A 19618-nucleotide genomic window follows, 5' to 3' on the forward strand; every position below is an offset into this window, starting at 1 on the left:
TGGCGTGCTATTCTGATGTCAGTGACTGTCATAGCGAGGAGGTTTTTGAGATGCGGGTATTTGTGACCGGTGCATCCGGCTGGATCGGCTCCGCCGTCGTCCCCGACCTGATCGAGGGGGGCCACGAGGTCGTCGGCCTGGCACGCTCGGACCGCTCGGCCGACGCTCTCGTACGGGCGGGGGTCGAGGTGGTCCGCGGCTCGCTGGACGACCTCGACACCCTGCGCGCCGCCGCGGCCGCCGCGGACGGCGTCATCCACCTGGCGTTCAACCACGAAGTCGCCTTCGCCCAGGGCGACTTCAAGTCGGCGGCCGACGCCGACCGGGCGGCCGTGGAGGCGATGGCGGAGGCCTTGGCGGGCACGGACAAGCCGTTCGTCCTCACCTCGGGCACGCCCGTAGAGGCGGGAAAGGTGGCGACCGAGCGCGACGGGCACGACCTGCCGCCACTCGACGCCGTCCCGCCGGAGGCCGCCGGCGCGGTGGCCCGGATGGCGACCGCGGAGTACGTGCTCGGCCTCGCCGACCGCGGCGTCCGCGCCTCGGTCGTACGGCTGCCGCGCACCAACCACGGCGAGGGCGACCACGGCTTCGTGGCGACGATAGTGCAGACGGCGCGCGACAAGGGCGTCTCCGGGTATTACGGCGACGGCGCCAACCGCTGGCCGGCCGTGCACCGCCTCGACTCGGCGCACATGTTCCGGGTCGCCCTGGAGACCGCCCCCGCGGGCTCGACGCTGCACGCCGTAGCCGACGAGGGCGTGACGCTGCGTGACATGGCCGAGGTCATCGGGCGTCACCTGGACCTGCCGGTGGCCTCCGTACCGCCGGAGCAGGCGCAGGACCACTTCGGCTGGCTGACCATGGTGCTCACCGCCGACCAGCCCGCCTCCGCCACCCTCACCCGCGACCTCATCGACTGGCAGCCGACCCAGCCGGGCCTGCTCGCCGACCTGGACGCGGGGCACTACTTCCGCGGGGCCTGAACGAACCGCCTGCGTTTTACCTGCGCATGGGATGCTGGTGGGTCAACTTGGTTGTCAGCACGCCTGGTTAAGCTCGACAGCGACTGCGGGCCGGAGGTCTTCGTGGGCGATTCGTTCAAGGCTGAGTGGGACGCGCTGGTGGCCAATGCGCGCACGCGGGTGAACTCCGTACCGGCAGAGGACGGGGGCGCCGGGCCCGGGAGTGCCGACCGGCTGACCACCGATTCGGCGGCGAAGAGGGCGGCGGCGGGGTATCTCGAGGAGACGCTGCTGCCGGACACCCGGGCTGCGGGGAAGCTCGGCGGCGAGGGGGGCGGCGGTTCGCAGCCCGGGATGCTGGGGAGTGAGCGGGCGCAGCCCGGTGGCACCATGCAGACCTGGGATGCCTGGCAGGGCGTCGAGCATGTGCTGGGCGAGTGGGCCAAGCACGTGCGCAACCTCGAGAACCGGCTGCAGGGTGAGCGGGACGCCCTTCGTGGCGCGCGCGTGCTCTATCAGACCCAGGACGGCCTGGTGCACGGGATGTTCTCCGATCCGCTGCAGCTGCCCGCCCTCCCGGGCAATCAGCCCACCGGCCTGCGCCCGGCCGGCTGAAAGGCGGTCCGGCGATGGCGCTGACGTACCGCGAGATCATGGCGGCGGACCTCACCCCGCTGTCGGACACGGCCGCCGACTGGCGGCGGATGAGCAAACGCTTCGGTGAGCTGCGAAGGAATTACGACTCGCAGGTGTACGGCGCGGTGGCCGGCAGCCAGTGGTCGGGACTGGGGCGGATCAGTTACGAGCGGGTGGCCAAGGTCTCCTCCGCCGAGTTCGACCATGCCAAGACGCAGGCACAGGGCATTGCGCAGCTCATGACGGACGCGTATGAGGATCTGATGGCCCGGCAGAAGGCCCTGCGCAAGCAGACGGCCGCCGCCGAGGAAGCGCTGATGAAGGTCGACGGCGATGGCCGCGTCTCGCTCGACTCCGCGGCGCTGTCCGACTCCCAGGCGCTGGCCCTACGCAATGACCCCGGCTATGCCTCGGCGGTCTCCGCGCGGGTGACGGAGTGGCAGGAGGCGATCGACAAGGCCGTCGAATCCGTCAATGAGGCGGACCGCGCCATCAAGGCGGCCCTCGTGAAGGCCGTGGCGCCGCCAGGCACGCGGGTGGCCGGTGCGGACGGCTTCAATGCGGACAAGGTTGAGTACATACCCCCGCATTCGAAGAAGGACCTGGACCGGATCATGCGGGAGTACCAGGTCTCGCCGGATCCCGATGGCATGGTGCAGTTCCCCCGGGACTGGCTGATGCGCAAGCTCGTCGGCGGACAGGAAGTCACGGCCACTGAGGTGGAGATGCTCGAAGACGCGGGCAGCTGGACGCGGGGACGTGAGATAGCCGAGATCCGGGAGACAGCGCACAAGGAAGCCGATGCCCGTTTCTACAGCGCCGACAAGAACGACGACCACAACGACGCCTTCCGGCATGCCTATGGGAACGCCCTGATGGCAAGCAAGTACGGCGAGGACTGGACCACGGACTTCGCCACCGCACACGAACGCCTGCCGGGAAACTTTCAGGAACGAGAGGCGATGGACCTGCATAACAACGAGGTCGGACGGCGGATCGCGGTGGAGAACCCGGATGCGAGCCCGGAGGAGCTGGCCGACCTGGTGGAGCAGGCCGTGCGGGACGGCGAGATGGTGGTGGTGCGGGAAGGCGGTGGTGGACTGTCGTTCAGCGATGTCGGCCACGGAGAGACGGGTGAGCCTCGCCTTCGGGCCCCGGAGGACCCGCATGAGCCGGGCACCGGAGACTCCGACGGTACGGAGAGTTCGGGGGACGCGAGTTGAAACGCTTTCTGATGGCGGCGATCGCCGTGTTCGCACTGCTCTGCGGTGGCTGTTCGCAATTCGGCGGCGGCGTCGACATCGAGCACGACCAGGAGCTTGTCGATAAGTTGAAGGATCTCGTGGACGAGGAAGGCACAGCCAAGCTCGCCGATCTCACCGACTTTTCCTGGGACCGGGTCCACATTTTCGAGGAGTACGCGGATGCGAAGAGGATCGAGAAGATCGTGGGCGAGCCAGTGATCGACGATGAGTACTACAGCGCACAGAACACCAACCTCCTGATCTTCGTGAACGACGGTGACGTTACGCGCGCGATCGAAATGCCGTACATGCTCAACTACGACAACAGGTTCACCTGGGATGCCGACGTCGTCGTGAAGCCGGCTGCCCCCGACCGACGGTCGATCCTCAAGCTCAGCGACCCGTGAGCCGGCCGCTCCCCAGCCGTCACAGCAACCGCAGCGCGTCCGCCGAGGCGGGGTCGCTCGGGGTGTAGACCTCCAGGCGGTGGTCGGGGCTGTCGGGCTGGAGCCAGACCTGGTAGTCGACGTCGACCGGGCCGACCGTCGGGTGCCGCAGCAGCATCGGGCCCGTGGTGCAGTCGGCGACGTCGCCGTCCGCCCAGAGGCGGGAGAAGTCGCGGCTGCCCATGGCCAGTTCGCCGATCAGCTCGGCCAGGCGGGCGTCGGTCGGGTAGCGGCCCGCGGTCAGGCGGAGATAGCCGACGTGGATGCGGGCCAGCTCGTCCCAGTTGCGCAGCGAGTCGCGGGTGAGCGGGTCGAGGAAGAACATCCGCGGTATCGAGGGGCGCCGGTCGGGGTCGCCCGGCGCGTCGAAGTCGACGTGGCCCGCGTGCAGGGCGTGACCGGTGTGGTTCCAGGCCAGCACGTCGCCGCGGCGGCCCAGGACCAGCGCCGGCATCGACTCGCCCAGGGAGGACAGCAGCGCGAGCACCCGCGGGTGCAGCTGCTCCGGCTCGGGGCGTACGAGACGCGACGGCGTCGTCCGGCGGGCCAGGTTGTGCAGGTGGGCGGACTCGGCCGGGTCGAGGCGGAGCACGCCCGCGAGCGCGTCGAGGACCTGGTTCGAGGCGAGGCCCGCCTGGTCCTGCTCCAGCCGCGTGTAGTAGCCGACGCTCACCCCCGCGAGCTGCGCCAGCTCCTCGCGGCGCAGGCCAGGCACCCGACGGGTGGCGCCGTACGTGCGCAGCCCGATGGCGTCCGGCGTGACGCGGTCGCGGCGGGTCTTGAGGTAGGCACCGAGGCTCTCCAGCTGCATGTTTACGAGCCTAAGCGGCAGGACCACCGCGGCGGGAGGGCGGAAGGTATCCCTGCGAGGTGTACCCACGGGAGGTGGCTGGCTGGTCGGTGCGCCCCGCCGCAGGGTCGTAGCCATGAAGACACAAACCCCCGGCCTGCGGGCCTGGCTCGGCCTGCTGGTGATCCTCGGCCCCGTGCTCCTGGTCGCGATGGACGGCTCGGTCCTCTTCCTCGCCATGCCGCAGATCTCCGCGGCCCTGTCGCCCACCGCCGACCAGTCCCTGTGGATCCTCGACGTGTACGGCTTCGCCGTCGGCTCGCTCCTCATCGCCTTCGGCAACCTCGGCGACCGCTACGGCCGGCTGAAGCTCCTGATGATCGGCACCGCGGCCTTCGGCGCCGCCTCGCTGGGCGCGGCCTTCGCCCCGACCCCCGAGCTGCTGATCGCCTTCCGCGCGCTGATGGGCATCGCGGGGGCCACGCTGCTGCCGTCCGCCCTGGCCGTACTCAGCGAACTCTTCACCGACCGTCGGCAGCGGGCCCGGGCGATCGGGATCTTCGCGGCCGCCTTCGCCGCGGGCTTCGCGATCGGCCCGGTGACCGGCGGGCAGCTGCTCAGCCACTTCTGGTGGGGCTCGGTCTTCCTGATCAACCTGCCGGTGGTGGCCCTCTTCCTCGGCCTGGCCCCGGTCCTGCTGAAGGAGGTCCGCTCCGGCGGTACGGGCCGCGTCGACGCCGCGAGCGTGGTGCTGTCGGCGGCGGGCATCCTGCTCGGCGTCTACGCGATCAAGCACCTGGCCGCGGCGGGCCCGACCGTGTCCGCGCTGGTCAGCGGCGCGGCGGGCGCCGCGATGCTGACCGCCTTCGTACGCCGCCAGCTGCGCCTCGACCAGCCGCTGATCGACTTCCGGCTCTTCCGCGACCGCGTCTTCGCGATCGCCGTCATCACCGGGCTGCTGCCGCTCGCGGCCTGGTCGGCGGTGGCGTATCTCGGCGGCATCTATCTGCAGTCGGTGCTCGGCCTGAGCGCGCTGGAGGCGGCGCTCGTCGCGCTGCCGGGCGCCGTCGTCCTCACGGCCACCTCGATCGTCACACCGCTGGCGGTCGCCCGCGTCGGCACCCGCGCCGCGCTGATCGCCACCCACTTCCTGATCGCGGCCGGGCTGCTCCTGCTGCTGCCGGTGGGCAGCGGCAGCGGGGTCGGCTGGTACGTCGCCGCCACCGTGGTCTCGGGCCTCGGCTACGGCATCTCCTTCGCCGTCGTCGCCGACACCGCTGTCGCCGCCGCACCCCCCGAGCGGGCCGGGGCCGCAGGCGCGATCGCCGAGACCAGCAACGAGATCGGCAACGCCCTCGGCATCGCGCTCCTCGGCTCCCTCGCCACCGTGCTCTTCCGGGTCACGGGCCCCGACCTGGCGGCCACCCTCCCGGAGACGCTCGAACTCCCCGGCCTCACGGGGGCGGCCATCGCCGACGCAAAGTCCGCCTTCACCACAGGCCTGCACGTCGTCGGCCTGGTCGCCGCCGCGCTGCACGTGGCCCTGGGCGCGTACACGATGCGCCGCGTCCCGCCGCAGAAAGCAGCTCACGCCGCGAGCCAGGGACTCGCGGCGTGAGCTGGGGGACGGTTTTCCCGCTACGCGGTGGCGGCAGCAGGCACAGCCGGCTTCTGCTCGGCCGCGTCCTGCACCGGGGTGGCGTCGGCGTCGTTGTCCAGGTCGGACACGTCGAAGCTGGTGGCCGAGTCGAACGCGTCGCGGTCCAGGATGTTCTCCCGGGCCGCCACGATGACCGGGACGACTGCTTGGCCGGCGACGTTCGTGGCCGTCCGCATCATGTCCAGGATCGGGTCGATGGCCAGCAGCAGGCCCACGCCCTCCAGCGGGAGGCCGAGCGTCGACAGGGTCAGGGTCAGCATGATCGTGGCGCCGGTGAGGCCCGCGGTCGCCGCCGAGCCGATGACCGAGACGAAGGCGATCAGGATGTAGTCCTGCAGGCCCAGGCTGACGTCGAAGATCTCGGCGACGAAGATCGCGGCGATGGCCGGGTAGATCGCGGCGCAGCCGTCCATCTTGGTCGTGGAGCCGAAGGGGACGGCGAACGAGGTGTAGTTCTTCGGCACGCCGAGCCGCTCGGTGACCTTCTGGGTGACCGGCATGGTGCCGACCGACGAGCGGGAGACGAAGCCCAGCTGGATCGCGGGCCAGGCGCCGCGGAAGAACTGCAGCGGGTTGACCTTGGCGACGGTCGCCAGCAGCAGCGGGTAGACGCCGAAGAGGACGATCGCGCAGCCGATATAGACGTCGGCGGTGAAGGTCGCGTACTTCGAGATCAGGTTCCAGCCGTAGTCGGCGATCGCGAAGCCGATGAGGCCGACGCTGCCGATCGGGGCGAGCTTGATGACCCACCACAGGGCCTTCTGCAGCAGCTCCAGCACGGTCTCGCTGAGCGTGATGACCGGCTTGGCGCGCTCGCCGAGCTTCAGCGCCGCGATGCCCATGACCGCGCCCATGAAGACGATCTGCAGGACCTGCAGCTCGGTGAACGGCGTGATGATGTCCGTCGGGACGATCCCGGTCAGGAAGTCGATCCAGGAGCCGGCCTGGTCGGGCTTGGCGCCGTCCTTCGGGGTCAGGCCCGTACCGGCGCCGGGGTTGGTCAGCAGGCCGATCGCCAGGCCGAGCGCCACCGCGATCAGGGAGGTGATGAGGAACCACAGCAGCGTGCGGGAGGCCAGCCGGGCGGCGTTGTTGACCTTACGCAGATTGGTGATCGACACCAGGATGGCGAAGAACACCAGCGGGGCGACGACCAGCTTCAGCAGCTGGACGAAGATGTTGCCGATCTGCTCAAGGGTGTCCTTGAGCCAGCCGACGTCGCCGCTGCGGGCGACCCAGCCGAGCAGGACACCGACGACGAGACCGGCAAGGATCTGCGCCCAGAAGGGCACCTTGGGTATTCGTATGCCGCCGGTGGGCTTTGCCTCAGGCGCGGCAGGGGTGTGCGTGGACACGCGGGCACTCCGTGGGGATGAAGAGACGGGGACAGCCGGGGACCTTTGCGGCGCGGAAAGCGCGCAGGTCAGCGGCCCGTACAGGCCGCGGCCACGCGGCGGCAGAGGTCGACGTGCAGGCGCCCGACGAGCAGGGGGCTCGTGGGCTGCGGCAGCACGAAAGCGGAAGACCTCATGTCGATTACGTTAACACCGGCACTTTGGGATACCCAAAGCCAGGCTTTGATATAGGGGCCCACTGTGACCAGGCGCACAGGCCTGGTGTGCGTGTCGCTACTGGACGTTACTGCTGCGACTCGTTCCGTCGCTCAGCGGCGTCGGCGGTCTCGTCCTCGGCCTCGTCCACGGCCTCGTCCTCCATGCCGCGGTTCGCGTCGAGGCGCTCCTTCGCGCGATCCATGCGGCCCACGATCTGCGCGGACATCTCGTCGCGCTGGCGCCGCAGCAGCACGAGGCTCAGCGGCATGGAGACGACGAGCGCGAGCAGCAGCACCCACAGGTAATTGGAGTCGCCCAGGCCCGAGGGCAGCACGCGCAGCCGGACCAGGCCCGCGAGGACGACGAAGCAGAGGATGAAGATGCCCAGACGCATCGTGGTGTAGCGGAGGGCGGCGCTCGGCTTGGGGGTCACGGCGGACAACTTCTCTCTCCTGCAATACGGGCTATGCGAGGCTTTCGCCCACTAAGTATGCAGGGGCAGCCACATCGTGATGTCGTCGCGGTCCCCGTCATCGGTACGGATCGCCCCCGGCACCCGCCCGACCTCCTTGTATCCGCACGCGGCGTAGAAGTGCTCGGCCCCGGTCCCGCCCCGGCAGGTGAGCCGGATCCCCTCAATGCCGCCGAACCCGCGCCCGGCCTCCGCGACGGCTTCCATGAGCGCGCGCCCGCTGCCGCCGCCCTGCTGTTCCGGTTGCACCATGACGGTGTAGACCCAGATCCAGTGCTTCATCAGCCGGTGCCCGTTGAAGTACACGAACGCGGTGGCCACCACCCGCCCGTCCTCCTCATCCCGCCCGACCAGCAACCGCGCTCGCCCCTCGGCGATGGCGACAAGGTGCCGTACGAGCTCGGGCCGTATCACCTCAGGGTCAGTCCCGGGCAGAAACCCGACGGCCCCGCCGGCGTCGGTGACGTCCGACCAGAGGGCCAGCATCTGGTCGCGGAGGAGGCGGTCGATCGGGGGGTCGAGCTGGAAGCGCATGGGGGCGAGGCTAATCGGGAGGTGGGTGCGTCAGCGATGGAGTATCGGTGTGTGGACGACGTCGCTGCGGTACCTACGTTGCACAGTGCATTACACCGCAATACGCTGAACTACATGAAGACCATTACTCAGCGCGAACTCGCTGCTCGCTCCAAGGCTGTGCTGGACGACGTCGCGACCGGCGAGGTCTACCGCATTACGCGCAACGGGACGGAGATTGCCGAGGTCCGCCCCATAAGCTCCCGGCGTACCTTCGTCCCCGTGGCCGAGCTTCAGCGGAAGTGGAGGCGGGCTCCGAAGGTGGACTACGCGGAGATGCGGGCTGAGGTGGACGAGTTCTTCGGCGACGAAGGCCGCGTCGATGAGGGCGACGACCCGTGGGAGCGCGCGTGACGAAGTCGCAACGGCAGCACGGACTCCTGGACACCTGCGTGCTCATCGACCTGGAGGAGATCGACCCCGGTTCGCTCCCGGTGGTGGCGGCCGTGCCCGCGGTGGCGCTCGCAGAGCTGGCTCAAGGCGTAGCCATGGCCCGTGACCCAGTGAAGATACTGGCCAGGTCGCAGCGGCTCGCGGACATCGAGGCCGAGTTCGAGACGAAACCGTTCGACCGGGCAGCGGCCCGCAGGTATGGCACGCTGGTCGCGCTCATCATCCAGGCTGGCCGGGAGCCGCGTGCCCGACATCTCGATCTCATGATCGCAGCGACCGCGGCCGCGAATGACCTGCCGCTCTACACCCGTAACGTTGACGATTTCAAAGGTCTGGAGCAGGGGGTCGAGGTCATTGGAGTGTGACCCAGTCCCGCCGTCGCTGGACGAATTGCTTGAGCGCCTTCGCTCTCAGGTAACGGCGGAGTTCAGCACTGATGATGTGCTCAGCGATATCGAAACGGCGCGGCGGCGCGCGTCCGATGCGGCCGACGGCTAAAGGCGCATCGCCTGCGGCGTCTCGCGGATCGACGCGTCCGGGCCCGGGTGCTCCGCGACCACCGTGTAGTGCGCCCCCCGCTGCACCGGGCGGAAGCCCGCCTCGCGGATGAGGATGACCAGGTCGTCGTCGGGCAGCTCTGCGGACGCCAGCTCGTCCGCCCCGTGCTGCAGCGCCAGCTTGGCGCCCTGCTCCCCGTCGGCGTCGGCCGATGTGCGCAGGTGCGGGATGTTGTCCACCAGCAGGCGGGCGAGCGCGTAGGTCTTGAGGGTCTGGGCGCCGGTGACCGCGTCCGTCGCGCGCGTGGGGACCAGGACCTCGGCGTTCTCCTCGCGGTCGCGCAGCCGAAGCAGCTCGTCGACCAGCTCGCCGGCGTCAGCCCCGTAAGAGAGGGGCAGCTCCGCTGCCTCACCCGTGCCGAAATACCCCGCGTCACCATGCCGCGCCACCCGCGCCGCATGCGCCAGCCCGCCCAGCCACGCCAGATCCCCGGACTCGTAGAGCGCGATGCCGTCCGCGCGGTCGAGGCGCGCCCCGCTCGCGATCTTCTGTTCCAGCTGGCGCTTGCGCTCCGCGTCCATGATCCGTTACGCCCCATCCCTGGTCGGTGCCGTCAGGCATGAGCGTACGTGGTTGTCACTGCGGTGACAGAACGGCCCGGGGCGACTGTCAGTCCCGAGTCTTTCCGCAGCGCCCACGACCACCGACCCTTGCGTCGTGTCCGGAACCCGCCGCCTCAGGCGCCCCCGCCGCAAGCTCGCCGCCGTACTGCTGGCCGCCGCTCTCGCGCTGACCGGCGGCGCCCTCGGGACCGCCGCCGACGCGGGCACTGCCCCACTCGCGGCCGATGACGGCGCGCGGATCACCGCCACCAAGGCGGCCGGCGCGCAGGCCGTCGACATCACCGTCCAGTCCCCGGCGCTGGGCGGCAAGTCCGCGCCGGTACGGATCCTGCTGCCGAAGTCGTACGAGACCGCGCCCGAGCGCACCTATCCCGTGCTTTATCTCCAGCACGGCGCGGGCGGGAAGTTCTCGGACTGGACCGAGCAGACCGACGTCGAAGAATTCATGGCGGACAAGGACGTCATCACCGTCATCCCCGACGCCGGGCCGACCGGCATCGTCAGCAAGTGGTGGAACTTCGGCAGCAACAGCCCCGACTACGACACCTTCCAGAACACCGAGGTCTGGCAGCTGCTGCAGAAGAACTACCGCGCCAACGGCACCCGCGCCGTCGCCGGCATCTCCACCGGCGGCTACAGCGCGATGGCCGCCGCGGTCCGGCACCCGGGTGCGTACACCGCCGTCGCCTCGTACAGCGGGATCCTCGACACCCTCAACACCGGGATGCCGACGACGGTCTCCGCGATCGTCGGCCGCGAGTTCCAGTTCCCCACCAGCCTGTGGGGCGGGCCGATTCTCAATCGCGGGACGTGGAAGGCGAACAACCCGTACACCCAGATGGAGAAGCTCAAGGGCACCTCCCTCTACATCTCCCAGGGCACCGGCTTCGGCCCCAACAAGGACTTCGCCAACCTCATCGTCGGCGGCGTGCTCGAAGGCGCCCTGTGGGTGCAGGCGCACTCCTTCACCGACCGGCTCGAAGACCTCGGCATCCCGGCGACCGTGCATTATTACCAGGGCGGCTCGCATGAATGGCCGCACTGGCAGACCGAGTTCAAGGCGAGCTGGCCGGTGCTGGCGAAGGGGCTCGGGGTGTAGCAGGCCGAGCCCCCCGCACAGGCTCAGGTGCAGTTGCCCGCCGCCGGCTTCCCCGCGAAGCGGTCGCCGAGCCAGCTCAGCGCCGCCGGGGTCTCCGCGATCACGCCGCTGATGTGCTCCAGCACCGGGATCGTCTTGTACGAGACCTGCGCCCCCTTCGCGCACCAGCCCGCCCGCAGGCCCTCGCCCAGGGTGCGCGGGATCAGCTCGTCGTTCTGCGCGTGGTAGAGGTACACCGGCGCGTCAGGGGCCGTCCCGCCGAGCTTCGATTCGGCCAGGCGGGCCTGCCAGTCGGGCTGTTCCAGGGGGTTCTTCGTCGTGACGTCGGTGATCTTCGTGAACGAGCCGGCCACCGCGTCGACGGCGACGCAGTTCTTCTTCATGATGCTCACCAGCGAGCGGCCCCGGTCGTTGAGATACGAGTCGAGCTTCAGCTCGGGGAAGGCCGCGTTCTGCCCGATCGCGGCCATCAGGATCAGCCCCGAGCCGAGCCCGCCGTCGTTGAACTCCGCGGCCTTGATCAGGTCGGCCGGCACCCCGCCGGTCGCGGTGCCCTTCACCTTCAGCTCGGGCGCGTACGACTGGTGCAGCTGCGCCGCCCAGCTCGAGGCCTGGCCACCCTGCGAATAGCCCATGATGCCGACGGGCGAGTTCTCGTTGACGCCGGCCTCGCGGGCGCCCGGCACCTTCATGGCCGCGCGGGCCGCGTCGAGCATCGCCGTGCCGGCGGCGCGGCCGACCGTGTACGTGTGGTCGCCGGGGGTGCCGAGGCCCTCGTAGTCGGTGACGGCGACGGCGTAGCCGCGCCAGATGGCCTGGGCGATGAGGTTGCCCTCGAGCGTGGTGGCCGTCGGGAAGCCCGCGGACGGGGCGCAGTTGTCGGCGAGGCCGACGGTGCCCACGGCGTACGTGATCAGCGGGCGGGTGCCGGTGCGGCCGTCGCGCGGGACGATGATGGTGCCGGAGACGGTGTTCGGCTTGTTGGTGCCCGAGGTCGAGGCGTATTCCATGTGCCAGGCCTTGGACAGCTGCGGGTTGATGGTGCGGAAGTCCGTTTTCGAGCTGCTGACCAGGTCGCCGGGGGCGGCGTTCGGGGCGGCGTCCGCGCTGCCGGTGGTGGCCGGGAGCGCGAAGGCCAGGCCGAGCGCGGCCGCGAGGGCGGCGATTCTGCGGCGCATGTTGGCTCCGTTCGTCTGCTGTGAGGGAGCAGGTCGGATGGGCAACGTAGTGACGCATCAGTAACGAGCGGGCTGTCCTTACGGCTCAGCTTTGCTGACCCGATGTCTCACAGCGGCCGCGGTACGCCCCCGGCGTCGTCCCCGTCCACCGCCGGAACGCCCGGTGGAAGGACGCGTCCTCCGCGAACCCGAGCCGCGCCGCCAGCTCGGCGATCGGCTCCTGTCCCTGCGCGAGCGAGGTGATCGCCGCGTCCCGCCGCACCGCGTCCTTCAGCCCCGTGAACGACGTCCCCTCCGCCTCAAGCCGCCGCCGCAGCGTCGCCGGGCTCACCGCCAGCCGGCCCGCGACCTCGCGCAGCTCCGGCAGCCGCGGCCGCCGCCGGCCACCGTCCCGCAGCGCTGCCGCGAGCGCGTGCCGCACCTGCTCGCTGACCGTCGTGCCGTACTCGCGGCGGGACAGCAGGTCGGCGGGGGCGTGCCGGAGCAGCAGTTCCAGCTCGCTCTCGTCCCGGATGACCGGCGCGGCGAGCCAGTGGGCGGCGAAGCGCGCCTCGGTACGGGCGGCGCGGAAGCGGGCCGGGCAGCCGAAGAGCGCCGGGTAGTCGGCGGCGTACACCGGTGGGGCGAAGGCGAAGTCGGCGCCCGACAGGGGTATGCGGCGGCCGATCAGCCAGCTGGAGAGGCGATGCCAGATGATCATCAGGCATTCGGCGAGAAAGGGGTCGGCGAACTCGGCCTCGTTCCGTATGGCGAGGACGGCGTCTTCATCCTGCACCTCAAGCGTCAGCTCGGGGCCGCCCGGGAAGAGCGCGTAGAACCGGGCCGCCCGGCGCAGCGCCGACCGCAGATCGCGGCAGCCGATCGCCGCGTAACACATCATCGCGAAGGTGCCGCGCTTGCTGCGCGTCGGGCCCAGCCCGAGGAACTCGTCGTCCGTCGCCACATGCAGCGCCTGGATCAGCCGCGTGAACTGCTCCGGCGTCACCCGCGCCCGGTCGTCGGCGAGCAGCAGCGGCGCGATCCGCGCGTACTGCAGCAGCGGCAGCGTGTCGAGCCCGCCGCGCTCGGCGCCGCGCAGGGCGGCGCGGACGTGATGGACGGTGACGGTCTTGCCGCCGTACGGCTCTGCCATGTGCTGCACGGTAATTGTTGATGAGCCGTCAGGTCAGTGGAGGTGACACTTCCGGCCATGACCCGCTGGATCAGCGCTGCCTAGCTTCTTTTACGGAGGTGGAGCCGACATGAACGAGCCGCAGTCCGAGCCACAACGCCCCCGTACCCTCGCCCTTTTCACCGAATGGACCGCCGATGAATTCGGCGGCCTGCCCGCGCTCCGCGGCGGGCCCGAGGCGATCCCCGACGTCTCGTACGAAGAACTGCGCCACCGCGTCCGCGCCATCGCCCGCGGCCTGCTGGGGCTGGGGGTGGCGAAGGGCGACCGGGTCGCGATCCTCGCCGAGACCCGGCCGGAGTGGACGTACGCGCACTTCGCGGTGCTGGCCACGGGGGCCGTGCTGGTGCCGGTCTATCCGACGGCGGGTGATGAGGAGGTCACCTGGGTGTTGTCCGACTCGGCGGCGACGGTGGTGCTCGTAGAGGACGCCGCGCAGGCGGAGAAGGTGGCGCGGCTGCGGCCGCAGCTCCCGGGGCTGCGGCACGTGGTGCACATGACCGGGGACGACGCGCCGTTGCACATGGACCGCCTCGGGGACTCCGTACCGGAGGCCGAGCAGCTCGCCCGCGCCGAGTCCGTCACGGACGACGACCTGTCGACGATCATCTACACCTCCGGCACCACCGGCCTGCCCAAGGGCTGCCGCCTCACTCACGGCAACTCCGCCGCCATCCGCGACGCCACCGAGGGCTTCCAGCAGCAGAATCCGGGCGACTGCACGTACATCTACCTCCCGCTCGCCCACCTCCTCGCCCAGCTCACCGAGATGGCGACGCTGCTCGGCGGCTCGACGCTGCACTACTTCGGCGGCCGGATAGAGAACATCGTCGCCGAGCTCGGCCAGGCCCAGCCCACCCATCTGCCGTCCGTCCCGCGCCTCTTCGAGAAGGTGCACGCCCAGGTCCAGGCGCTCGCGGAGGCGCAGGGCGCGGACGGGCGCGACCGCTTCGAGGCGGCGATACGTACCGGCGTCGAGGTTGACGAGCTGCGGGCGGCAGGGCAGGAGCCGACCGGGGAGCTGCTGCAGCGCTACGAGGAGGCCGACGCCAAGCTCTTCAGCCTCGTCCGCGCCGCCTTCGGCGGCCGGCTGCGGCACGCCAACTCCGGCGGCGCCCCGATCGCCCCGCAGACCCTGGACTTCCTGCGGGCGTGCGGCATCCCGCTCTACGAGGGCTACGGGATGACGGAGTCGGCGGGTGTCATCTCGCTCAACCACCCGGGCGCCTTCCGGCACGGCACGGTGGGCAAGCCGATCCCGGGCTGCGAGGTCCGGATCGCCGGGGACGGGGAAATCCTGGCCCGCGGCCCGATGATCTTCTCCGGCTATCACGCGAATGCGGCCGCCACCGCGGAGGCGCTGGATGCGGACGGGTGGCTGCACACCGGCGATCTGGGGTCGTTGGACGACGACGGCTATCTGCGGGTGACGGGCCGGAAGAAGGACATTGTGATTACGTCGGCGGGCAAGAACCTCACGCCTTCGCAGGTGGAATTCGCGATTCAGCAGTCGCGGTGGGTCTCGCGGGCGATCATGATCGGCGACCGGCGGCCGCATCCCGTAGCGCTGATCACGCTGGACGAGGAGGAGGTCGGGCGGCTGGACCTCACCGGGCCGCCGGCCCGGGAGCCGCGGGTCCGGGAGCTGGTGCAGGAGGCGGTCGACGCGGCGAACGAGCAGGTCGCGCGGCCGGCGCGAGTGCGGGCCTTCGCGATTCTGGACGAGGATCTGTCGATCGACTCGGGGGCGCTGACGCCGACGCTGAAGGTGCGGCGGGCGCAGGTGGCGCGGCTGTACGCGAAGGAGATCGACGCGCTGTACGAGTAGCGGGGGCTGCGGGAACGCAAAACGGCCCGGGACCTTCCGGTCCCGGGCCGTCCTACGTGAGAAACGAGCTCAGCTTCAGCTGGGCTGCACGTTCTCCGCCTGCGGGCCCTTCGGGCCCTGCGTGACGTCGAACGTCACGATCTGGTTCTCCTCAAGCGAGCGGAAGCCAGTCGCGTTGATCGCGGAGTAGTGGACGAAGACGTCGGGACCGCCGCCGTCCTGGGCGATGAAGCCGAAGCCCTTCTCGGCGTTGAACCACTTCACGGTTCCGGTAGCCATAAGCCCTCCTTGGGCCTAAAAAGGGTTGCCCTCTGCTCCAGAACCTGCAACTGCGAAGTCTGAAAACTACAAAAGCCTGCGGCGTCAGTAGCTCCGCAGGCTCTGTACTGCAAGGGAAACCTAACTGCAACTTGCGGCGAGCCTAGCACGCACCCGGCAGGCGCGGAAGAGCCCAAGATCACGTTTCAGTGAACCCCCGCACCCCCGTGCGGATCGCATCAGGCGTAGCCTGCGGCTTGTGACTCCTACCCGGCCACGAGTCGGCCACATCCAGTTTCTGAACTGCCTGCCGCTGTACTGGGGCCTCGCCCGCACCGGCACGCTGCTCGACCTCGAGCTGACGAAGGACACCCCGGAAAAGCTCAGCGAGCGCCTCATCGACGGAGATCTCGATATCGGTCCCGTGACCCTAGTCGAATTCCTCCGGCATGCCGATGATCTCATTGCGCTGCCGGATATCGCGGTGGGCTGCGACGGCCCGGTGATGTCCTGCGTGATCGTTTCCCAGGTGCCGCTCGACCAGCTGCACGGGGAGCGGGTCGCGCTCGGCTCGACGTCCCGCACATCGGTCCGCCTGGCCCAGCTCCTGCTGGCCGAGCGCTACGACATCGCGCCCGACTACTTCACCTGCCCCCCGGACCTCCGCCTGATGATGCAGGAGGCCCAGGCGGCGGTCCTGATCGGCGACGCCGCGCTGCGCGCCTCGCTGCACGACGCCCCGGAGCTGGGCCTGCACGTCCACGACCTGGGCCAGATGTGGAAGGACTGGACCGGGCTCCCCTTCGTCTTCGCGGTATGGGCGGCCCGCCGCGACTACGCCGAGCGCCGGCCGGAGCTCGTACGAGAGGTGCACCGCGCCTTCCTCGAGTCGGTGGAGCTCTCCGGCGAGGAGGTCACGAAGGTGGCCGAGCAGGCGGCCCGCTGGGAGGCCTTCGACGCCCCGCTGCTCGAGCGCTACTTCACAACGCTGAAGTTCACCCTGGGCGAGCGGCAGCTGGCGGGCATCACCGAGTTCGCGCGCCGCACCGGGCCGAACACGGGCTTTCCGGCGGACGTGAAGGTGGAGCTGCTGCCTACGGGGTGATCTGCGCCGCTACGGGGTGACCATCCGGTCCGCGTCCGGCAGCAGCGCCGTGATCCGCTTCCAGACCTCCGCCGCGCTCGTACGCACCACCTTCAGGTCGCTCGCGGGTGATCTCCACCTGGATCTGCAGCGCCGGCTCGGCCAGCACCTTCAGCAGCGGCTTCGGCGGCTTCTTCTCCTTGCACCAGGAAGGCGAGCGCGGTGAGGTGGTCGTCCGCCAGGCGAGGCGGGCCCGGGCGCTGTCGTATGAAGGCGTGGAAGGGACTCTCGTCAGTGGTTCGGCACGGGGTCGACGCCGCCGAGGCGGAGGGCGGCGCCCGGACGGCAGCGCAGCAGCCGCCCGGCCGTCAGGCGCAGGCCGCGGAGGGCGCCGTGCCGGTGCAGGGCCTGCACGGCGTAGGTCGAGCAGCTGGGGGTGTACGGGCAGCGGGCGGCGCGGGTGGGGCTGACCTCGGTGCGGTAGTAGCGGACGACGCCGTAGAGGCGGGCGGCGAGGCGGCCCTTCGGGGCGGGGGCGGCCGGGTCGTCGCCGAGGAGGAGGGGGCCGCGGGTGGTGAGGAGGCGGAGGGCTGCCGGGAGCATGATGGAGATCAGGGCCAGGTCAGGGCAGGTGCATGGGTGCCTCAGCATGTCCATGCAGCTCATGCACGGGCCGTCCTCCTTCTCCTGTTCCCACTTCCGCTGCTCGTGCCTCGCTCGGCGAGGCGAGTCGTTGGCCACGATGGGTTACTCCCTTGCGCTCTTGCAGTGAGATCAGTCGAACGGATTCAGTGCGCTGCCGAGCTTCTTCGCCCCGTCGACGGCGGCGCCACCGATCTTCTTGGCACCGTCGCCGATGGCCTTTCCGGCCTTCTGGATGCCTTCGCCGATGGCCTTCCTGTTGTTCCAGACCAGTAGCCCGCCATAGACACGTAGCCGGTGGGTTCTCCTGGGCGACCAGGTCGGCGATGCCCAGCCCGGTCCCCGCGACGCTGCCGGCGATACCGGCGCCGCGCATCCAGCCGACCGCCTTGCCCACCGCGGCTGCCACCGCCTCGATCCGCAAATATTACGCATCGCCAGGGCCCTGAACCACGGCCTGTGGAAAGGGTGGGTGCGGATCCCTGAGCGGGCGCTTGGGGCGGGCCTCTAAGCTGGCTGTGCCACTGGTGACTTGGGGCTAGGGGGAGGGGCAGTGCAGCCACTTGCGGGGTCGGATCCGCGGGGCATCGGGCCGTACCGGCTGCTCGGGCGGCTCGGGGCCGGCGGGATGGGCCGGGTGTTTCTCGGGCGGAGCGCCGGGGGGCGGACCGTCGCCGTGAAGGTGGTGCATCCGCATTTCGCTACCGATGACCAGTTCCGGGCGCGGTTCAGGCGGGAGGTCGAGGCGGCGCGGCGGGTTGGCGGGGCGTGGACGGCGCCGGTGCTGGATGCCGGGCCTGACGACGAGGTGCCTTGGGTGGCCACCGGCTATGTGGCCGGGCCCGCGCTGAGCCAGGCGGTGGCGGAGCACGGGGCGCTGCCGGCCGCGAGTGTGCGGGCGCTGGGGGCGGGGCTTGCGGAAGCGCTGGAGGCGGTGCACGGGCTGGGGCTCGTACACCGGGATGTGAAGCCGTCCAATGTGCTGCTGACCCTGGACGGGCCGCGTCTGATCGACTTCGGGATAGCCCGGGCGACGGACGGCACCGCCTCGCTGACCGCGACGGGGGTGTCGGTCGGGTCGCCCGGATATATGGCGCCCGAGCAGATTCTCGGGCGGGGGGCGGCCGCCGAGAGCGACGTCTTCTCACTGGGGGCCGTGCTCGTCTTTGCCGCCACCGGCCGGGCGCCGTTCCCGGGCGAGAGCGCGCATGCGCTGCTCTATCAGGTCGTGAATGAGGACCCCTATCTCTACGACCTCGACGAGATCGACGGTGAGCTGCGCGAGCTGGCCGAGCGGTGCCTGTCCAAGGACGCCGCCGACCGCCCGCAGCCGCGCGAGCTCGCCCGGCGGCTGGCTCCGGACGGGAATGCGGCCGGTCTGGTACGGGAGGGGTGGCTGCCGCGGCCGCTGGTCGAGGAGATCAGCCGGGCGGCGGTCCAGCTGCTGGATCTGGAGGCGGCGCAGGAGGCGGAGTCGGGGCTGGTGGACGTGCCGCCGGCCGAGCATCCGTCGGAGCCGGTGGTGCCGCCGCCGGGCTTCGGGCCGGCGGCGGGTGCCGCGGGTGCGGCGGGTGCGGCGGGTGCCGCGGGTGCGGCGGGTGCGGCGGGTGCGGCGGGTGCGGCGGGTGCGGCCGCGGCCGCCGGGTCCGCTGCTGCCATGCCCGCGCACGCGTCTCCCGCGGAGGCCGCCGACGGCACCGCCCCCGGCCGCGAGGTCCGTGCGGCCTGGCGGTCGCGGCGGCTCGGCTGCTCGGTGGTGCTGTCGGTGGCCGCGGCCATGGCGGTGGCGATGCTCGGGCTCTACCTGGGCGGCGTGCTTCCCGGCGACGGCGGCGGTGGCGGCGGCGATCAGGCGGGCAAGCAGCCGCCGGTGTCGACGGCCCCCGGCGACTCGGGCGGCAGTACGGGTGGCGGCGGCAGTACGGGCGGCGGCTCCGAGGAGCCGCTCCCCTCGGCGACCACCCGCCCCGACGGCGGCGGCAGGGGCGAGGTCCCGAAGACCTTCGCCGGCACCTGGCGCGGCGACGTCATCCAGGACGACGGCACGCCGAACGGGCAGGTGACGGTGGTCGTGAAGGAGGGCGCCAAGGGCGATGACGTGGCGGTGCTGACGTACAACGTCTTCGGCCTGGAGTGCCACAGCCAGGGCGAGCTGGCCGCGGCCACGGACCAGAGGCTGACGCTCTCGGAGACGGTGAACCCGAACAAGCAGAGCGCGCCGCTGTGCACGGGCGGAAAGTCGACGGTCACCCTGACGAACAAGGGCGGCGACGTCCTGGAGTACCGCTCGGACGACGACGCGGGCGGCAACCCGAGGGCGACACTGAGGCGGTCGCAGTAGCCGCGCCTGACAGGGCGGGGCAGCCCCCACCCGCCCCGGCGGAGTCCTCACCCCGCCAAGGCGGGCCCCCGGCCAAGGCGGGCCCCCGGCCAAGGCGGGCCCCCGGCCAAGGCGGGCCCCCGGCCAAGGCGGAGCCCCCGCCAAGGCCGAGCGCCCCCTGCCCC

The 19618-nt window shown here is 70.8% G+C and carries 20 protein-coding genes; 11 read left to right on the forward strand and 9 right to left on the reverse strand.

The window, feature by feature from the left end; translation table 11 throughout:
• Positions 1-50: 50 nt before the first annotated feature.
• From ACNNMR_RS25915 to ACNNMR_RS25930, 4 genes are all read left to right on the forward strand, one after another.
• Positions 51-986, forward strand: coding sequence for an SDR family oxidoreductase (locus ACNNMR_RS25915; RefSeq protein ID WP_419997076.1), 936 nt, complete (start codon positions 51-53; stop codon positions 984-986).
• Positions 987-1088: 102 nt separating this feature from the next.
• Positions 1089-1580 (forward strand): hypothetical protein, encoded by a 492-nt coding sequence (locus ACNNMR_RS25920; protein ID WP_419997077.1) that lies wholly within the window; start codon positions 1089-1091, stop codon positions 1578-1580.
• A gap of 14 nt (positions 1581-1594) precedes the next feature.
• Entirely contained in the window at positions 1595-2824 is a 1230-nt protein-coding gene (locus ACNNMR_RS25925; protein ID WP_419997078.1) for a DUF6973 domain-containing protein, read from the forward strand.
• Between the two features lie 11 nt (positions 2825-2835).
• On the forward strand, positions 2836-3252 hold the full coding sequence (locus ACNNMR_RS25930; protein ID WP_419997079.1) for a hypothetical protein: 417 nt from the start codon (positions 2836-2838) through the stop codon (positions 3250-3252).
• Between the two features lie 19 nt (positions 3253-3271).
• Here ACNNMR_RS25930 and ACNNMR_RS25935 read toward each other — a convergent pair whose 3' ends face one another.
• On the reverse strand, positions 3272-4102 hold the full coding sequence (locus tag ACNNMR_RS25935) for a helix-turn-helix transcriptional regulator (RefSeq protein ID WP_419997080.1): 831 nt from the start codon (positions 4100-4102) through the stop codon (positions 3272-3274).
• 115 nt (positions 4103-4217) lie between these two features.
• Between ACNNMR_RS25935 and ACNNMR_RS25940 the strand changes: the two genes are divergently transcribed.
• Entirely contained in the window at positions 4218-5699 is a 1482-nt protein-coding gene (locus ACNNMR_RS25940) for an MFS transporter (protein ID WP_419997081.1), read from the forward strand.
• 20 nt (positions 5700-5719) lie between these two features.
• Here ACNNMR_RS25940 and ACNNMR_RS25945 read toward each other — a convergent pair whose 3' ends face one another.
• The 3 genes from ACNNMR_RS25945 to ACNNMR_RS25955 all read right to left on the reverse strand — a co-directional run bounded on the left by ACNNMR_RS25945 (position 5720) and on the right by ACNNMR_RS25955 (position 8300).
• Positions 5720-7096, reverse strand: a complete 1377-nt coding sequence (locus ACNNMR_RS25945) for a dicarboxylate/amino acid:cation symporter (RefSeq protein ID WP_419997082.1) — start codon at positions 7094-7096, stop codon at positions 5720-5722.
• A gap of 283 nt (positions 7097-7379) precedes the next feature.
• Positions 7380-7727 (reverse strand): DUF4229 domain-containing protein, encoded by a 348-nt coding sequence (locus tag ACNNMR_RS25950; protein WP_420000475.1) that lies wholly within the window; start codon positions 7725-7727, stop codon positions 7380-7382.
• Positions 7728-7778: 51 nt separating this feature from the next.
• On the reverse strand, positions 7779-8300 hold the full coding sequence (locus tag ACNNMR_RS25955; RefSeq protein ID WP_419997083.1) for an N-acetyltransferase family protein: 522 nt from the start codon (positions 8298-8300) through the stop codon (positions 7779-7781).
• Positions 8301-8414: 114 nt separating this feature from the next.
• On the opposite strand from ACNNMR_RS25955, the gene ACNNMR_RS25960 reads away from it, so the two are divergent.
• Positions 8415-8693 carry a type II toxin-antitoxin system Phd/YefM family antitoxin gene (locus tag ACNNMR_RS25960; RefSeq protein ID WP_419997084.1) on the forward strand — a complete coding sequence of 93 codons (279 nt, stop codon included), beginning with the start codon at positions 8415-8417 and terminating at the stop codon, positions 8691-8693.
• Positions 8690-9097, forward strand: coding sequence for a type II toxin-antitoxin system VapC family toxin (locus tag ACNNMR_RS25965; RefSeq protein WP_419997085.1), 408 nt, complete (start codon positions 8690-8692; stop codon positions 9095-9097). The genes ACNNMR_RS25960 and ACNNMR_RS25965 overlap by 4 nt, the downstream gene beginning before the upstream one ends.
• Before the next feature lie 129 nt (positions 9098-9226).
• Here ACNNMR_RS25965 and ACNNMR_RS25970 read toward each other — a convergent pair whose 3' ends face one another.
• Positions 9227-9811: a hypothetical protein gene (locus tag ACNNMR_RS25970; protein ID WP_419997086.1), complete on the reverse strand. Its 585-nt coding sequence runs from the start codon at positions 9809-9811 to the stop codon at positions 9227-9229.
• A 136-nt stretch (positions 9812-9947) separates the two neighbouring features.
• Here ACNNMR_RS25970 and ACNNMR_RS25975 point away from each other — a divergent pair, with 136 nt between their 5' ends.
• Positions 9948-10952 (forward strand): alpha/beta hydrolase, encoded by a 1005-nt coding sequence (locus ACNNMR_RS25975; protein ID WP_419997087.1) that lies wholly within the window; start codon positions 9948-9950, stop codon positions 10950-10952.
• Positions 10953-10975: 23 nt separating this feature from the next.
• On the opposite strand, the gene ACNNMR_RS25980 is transcribed toward ACNNMR_RS25975, so the two are convergent.
• Positions 10976-12130, reverse strand: coding sequence for a lipase family protein (locus ACNNMR_RS25980; protein ID WP_419997088.1), 1155 nt, complete (start codon positions 12128-12130; stop codon positions 10976-10978).
• 85 nt (positions 12131-12215) lie between these two features.
• Positions 12216-13262 (reverse strand): AraC family transcriptional regulator, encoded by a 1047-nt coding sequence (locus ACNNMR_RS25985; protein ID WP_419997089.1) that lies wholly within the window; start codon positions 13260-13262, stop codon positions 12216-12218.
• A 109-nt stretch (positions 13263-13371) separates the two neighbouring features.
• On the opposite strand from ACNNMR_RS25985, the gene ACNNMR_RS25990 reads away from it, so the two are divergent.
• Complete coding sequence (locus ACNNMR_RS25990) at positions 13372-15129, forward strand: AMP-dependent synthetase/ligase (protein WP_419997090.1); 1758 nt, start codon at positions 13372-13374, stop codon at positions 15127-15129.
• 75 nt (positions 15130-15204) lie between these two features.
• Here ACNNMR_RS25990 and ACNNMR_RS25995 read toward each other — a convergent pair whose 3' ends face one another.
• Complete coding sequence (locus ACNNMR_RS25995; protein WP_165233495.1) at positions 15205-15408, reverse strand: cold-shock protein; 204 nt, start codon at positions 15406-15408, stop codon at positions 15205-15207.
• 238 nt (positions 15409-15646) lie between these two features.
• Here ACNNMR_RS25995 and ACNNMR_RS26000 point away from each other — a divergent pair, with 238 nt between their 5' ends.
• Entirely contained in the window at positions 15647-16492 is an 846-nt protein-coding gene (locus ACNNMR_RS26000; protein ID WP_419997091.1) for a menaquinone biosynthetic enzyme MqnA/MqnD family protein, read from the forward strand.
• A 270-nt stretch (positions 16493-16762) separates the two neighbouring features.
• Here the strand turns inward: ACNNMR_RS26000 and yidD are convergent, their stop codons facing one another.
• Positions 16763-17122, reverse strand: a complete 360-nt coding sequence (gene yidD / locus ACNNMR_RS26005; protein WP_419997092.1) for a membrane protein insertion efficiency factor YidD — start codon at positions 17120-17122, stop codon at positions 16763-16765.
• A gap of 544 nt (positions 17123-17666) precedes the next feature.
• On the opposite strand from yidD, the gene ACNNMR_RS26010 reads away from it, so the two are divergent.
• Complete coding sequence (locus ACNNMR_RS26010) at positions 17667-19454, forward strand: serine/threonine-protein kinase (protein WP_419997093.1); 1788 nt, start codon at positions 17667-17669, stop codon at positions 19452-19454.
• Positions 19455-19618 lie beyond the last annotated feature (164 nt).

Source organism: Streptomyces boninensis, from assembly GCF_048572725.1.
GTDB lineage: Bacteria > Actinomycetota > Actinomycetes > Streptomycetales > Streptomycetaceae > Streptomyces > Streptomyces boninensis.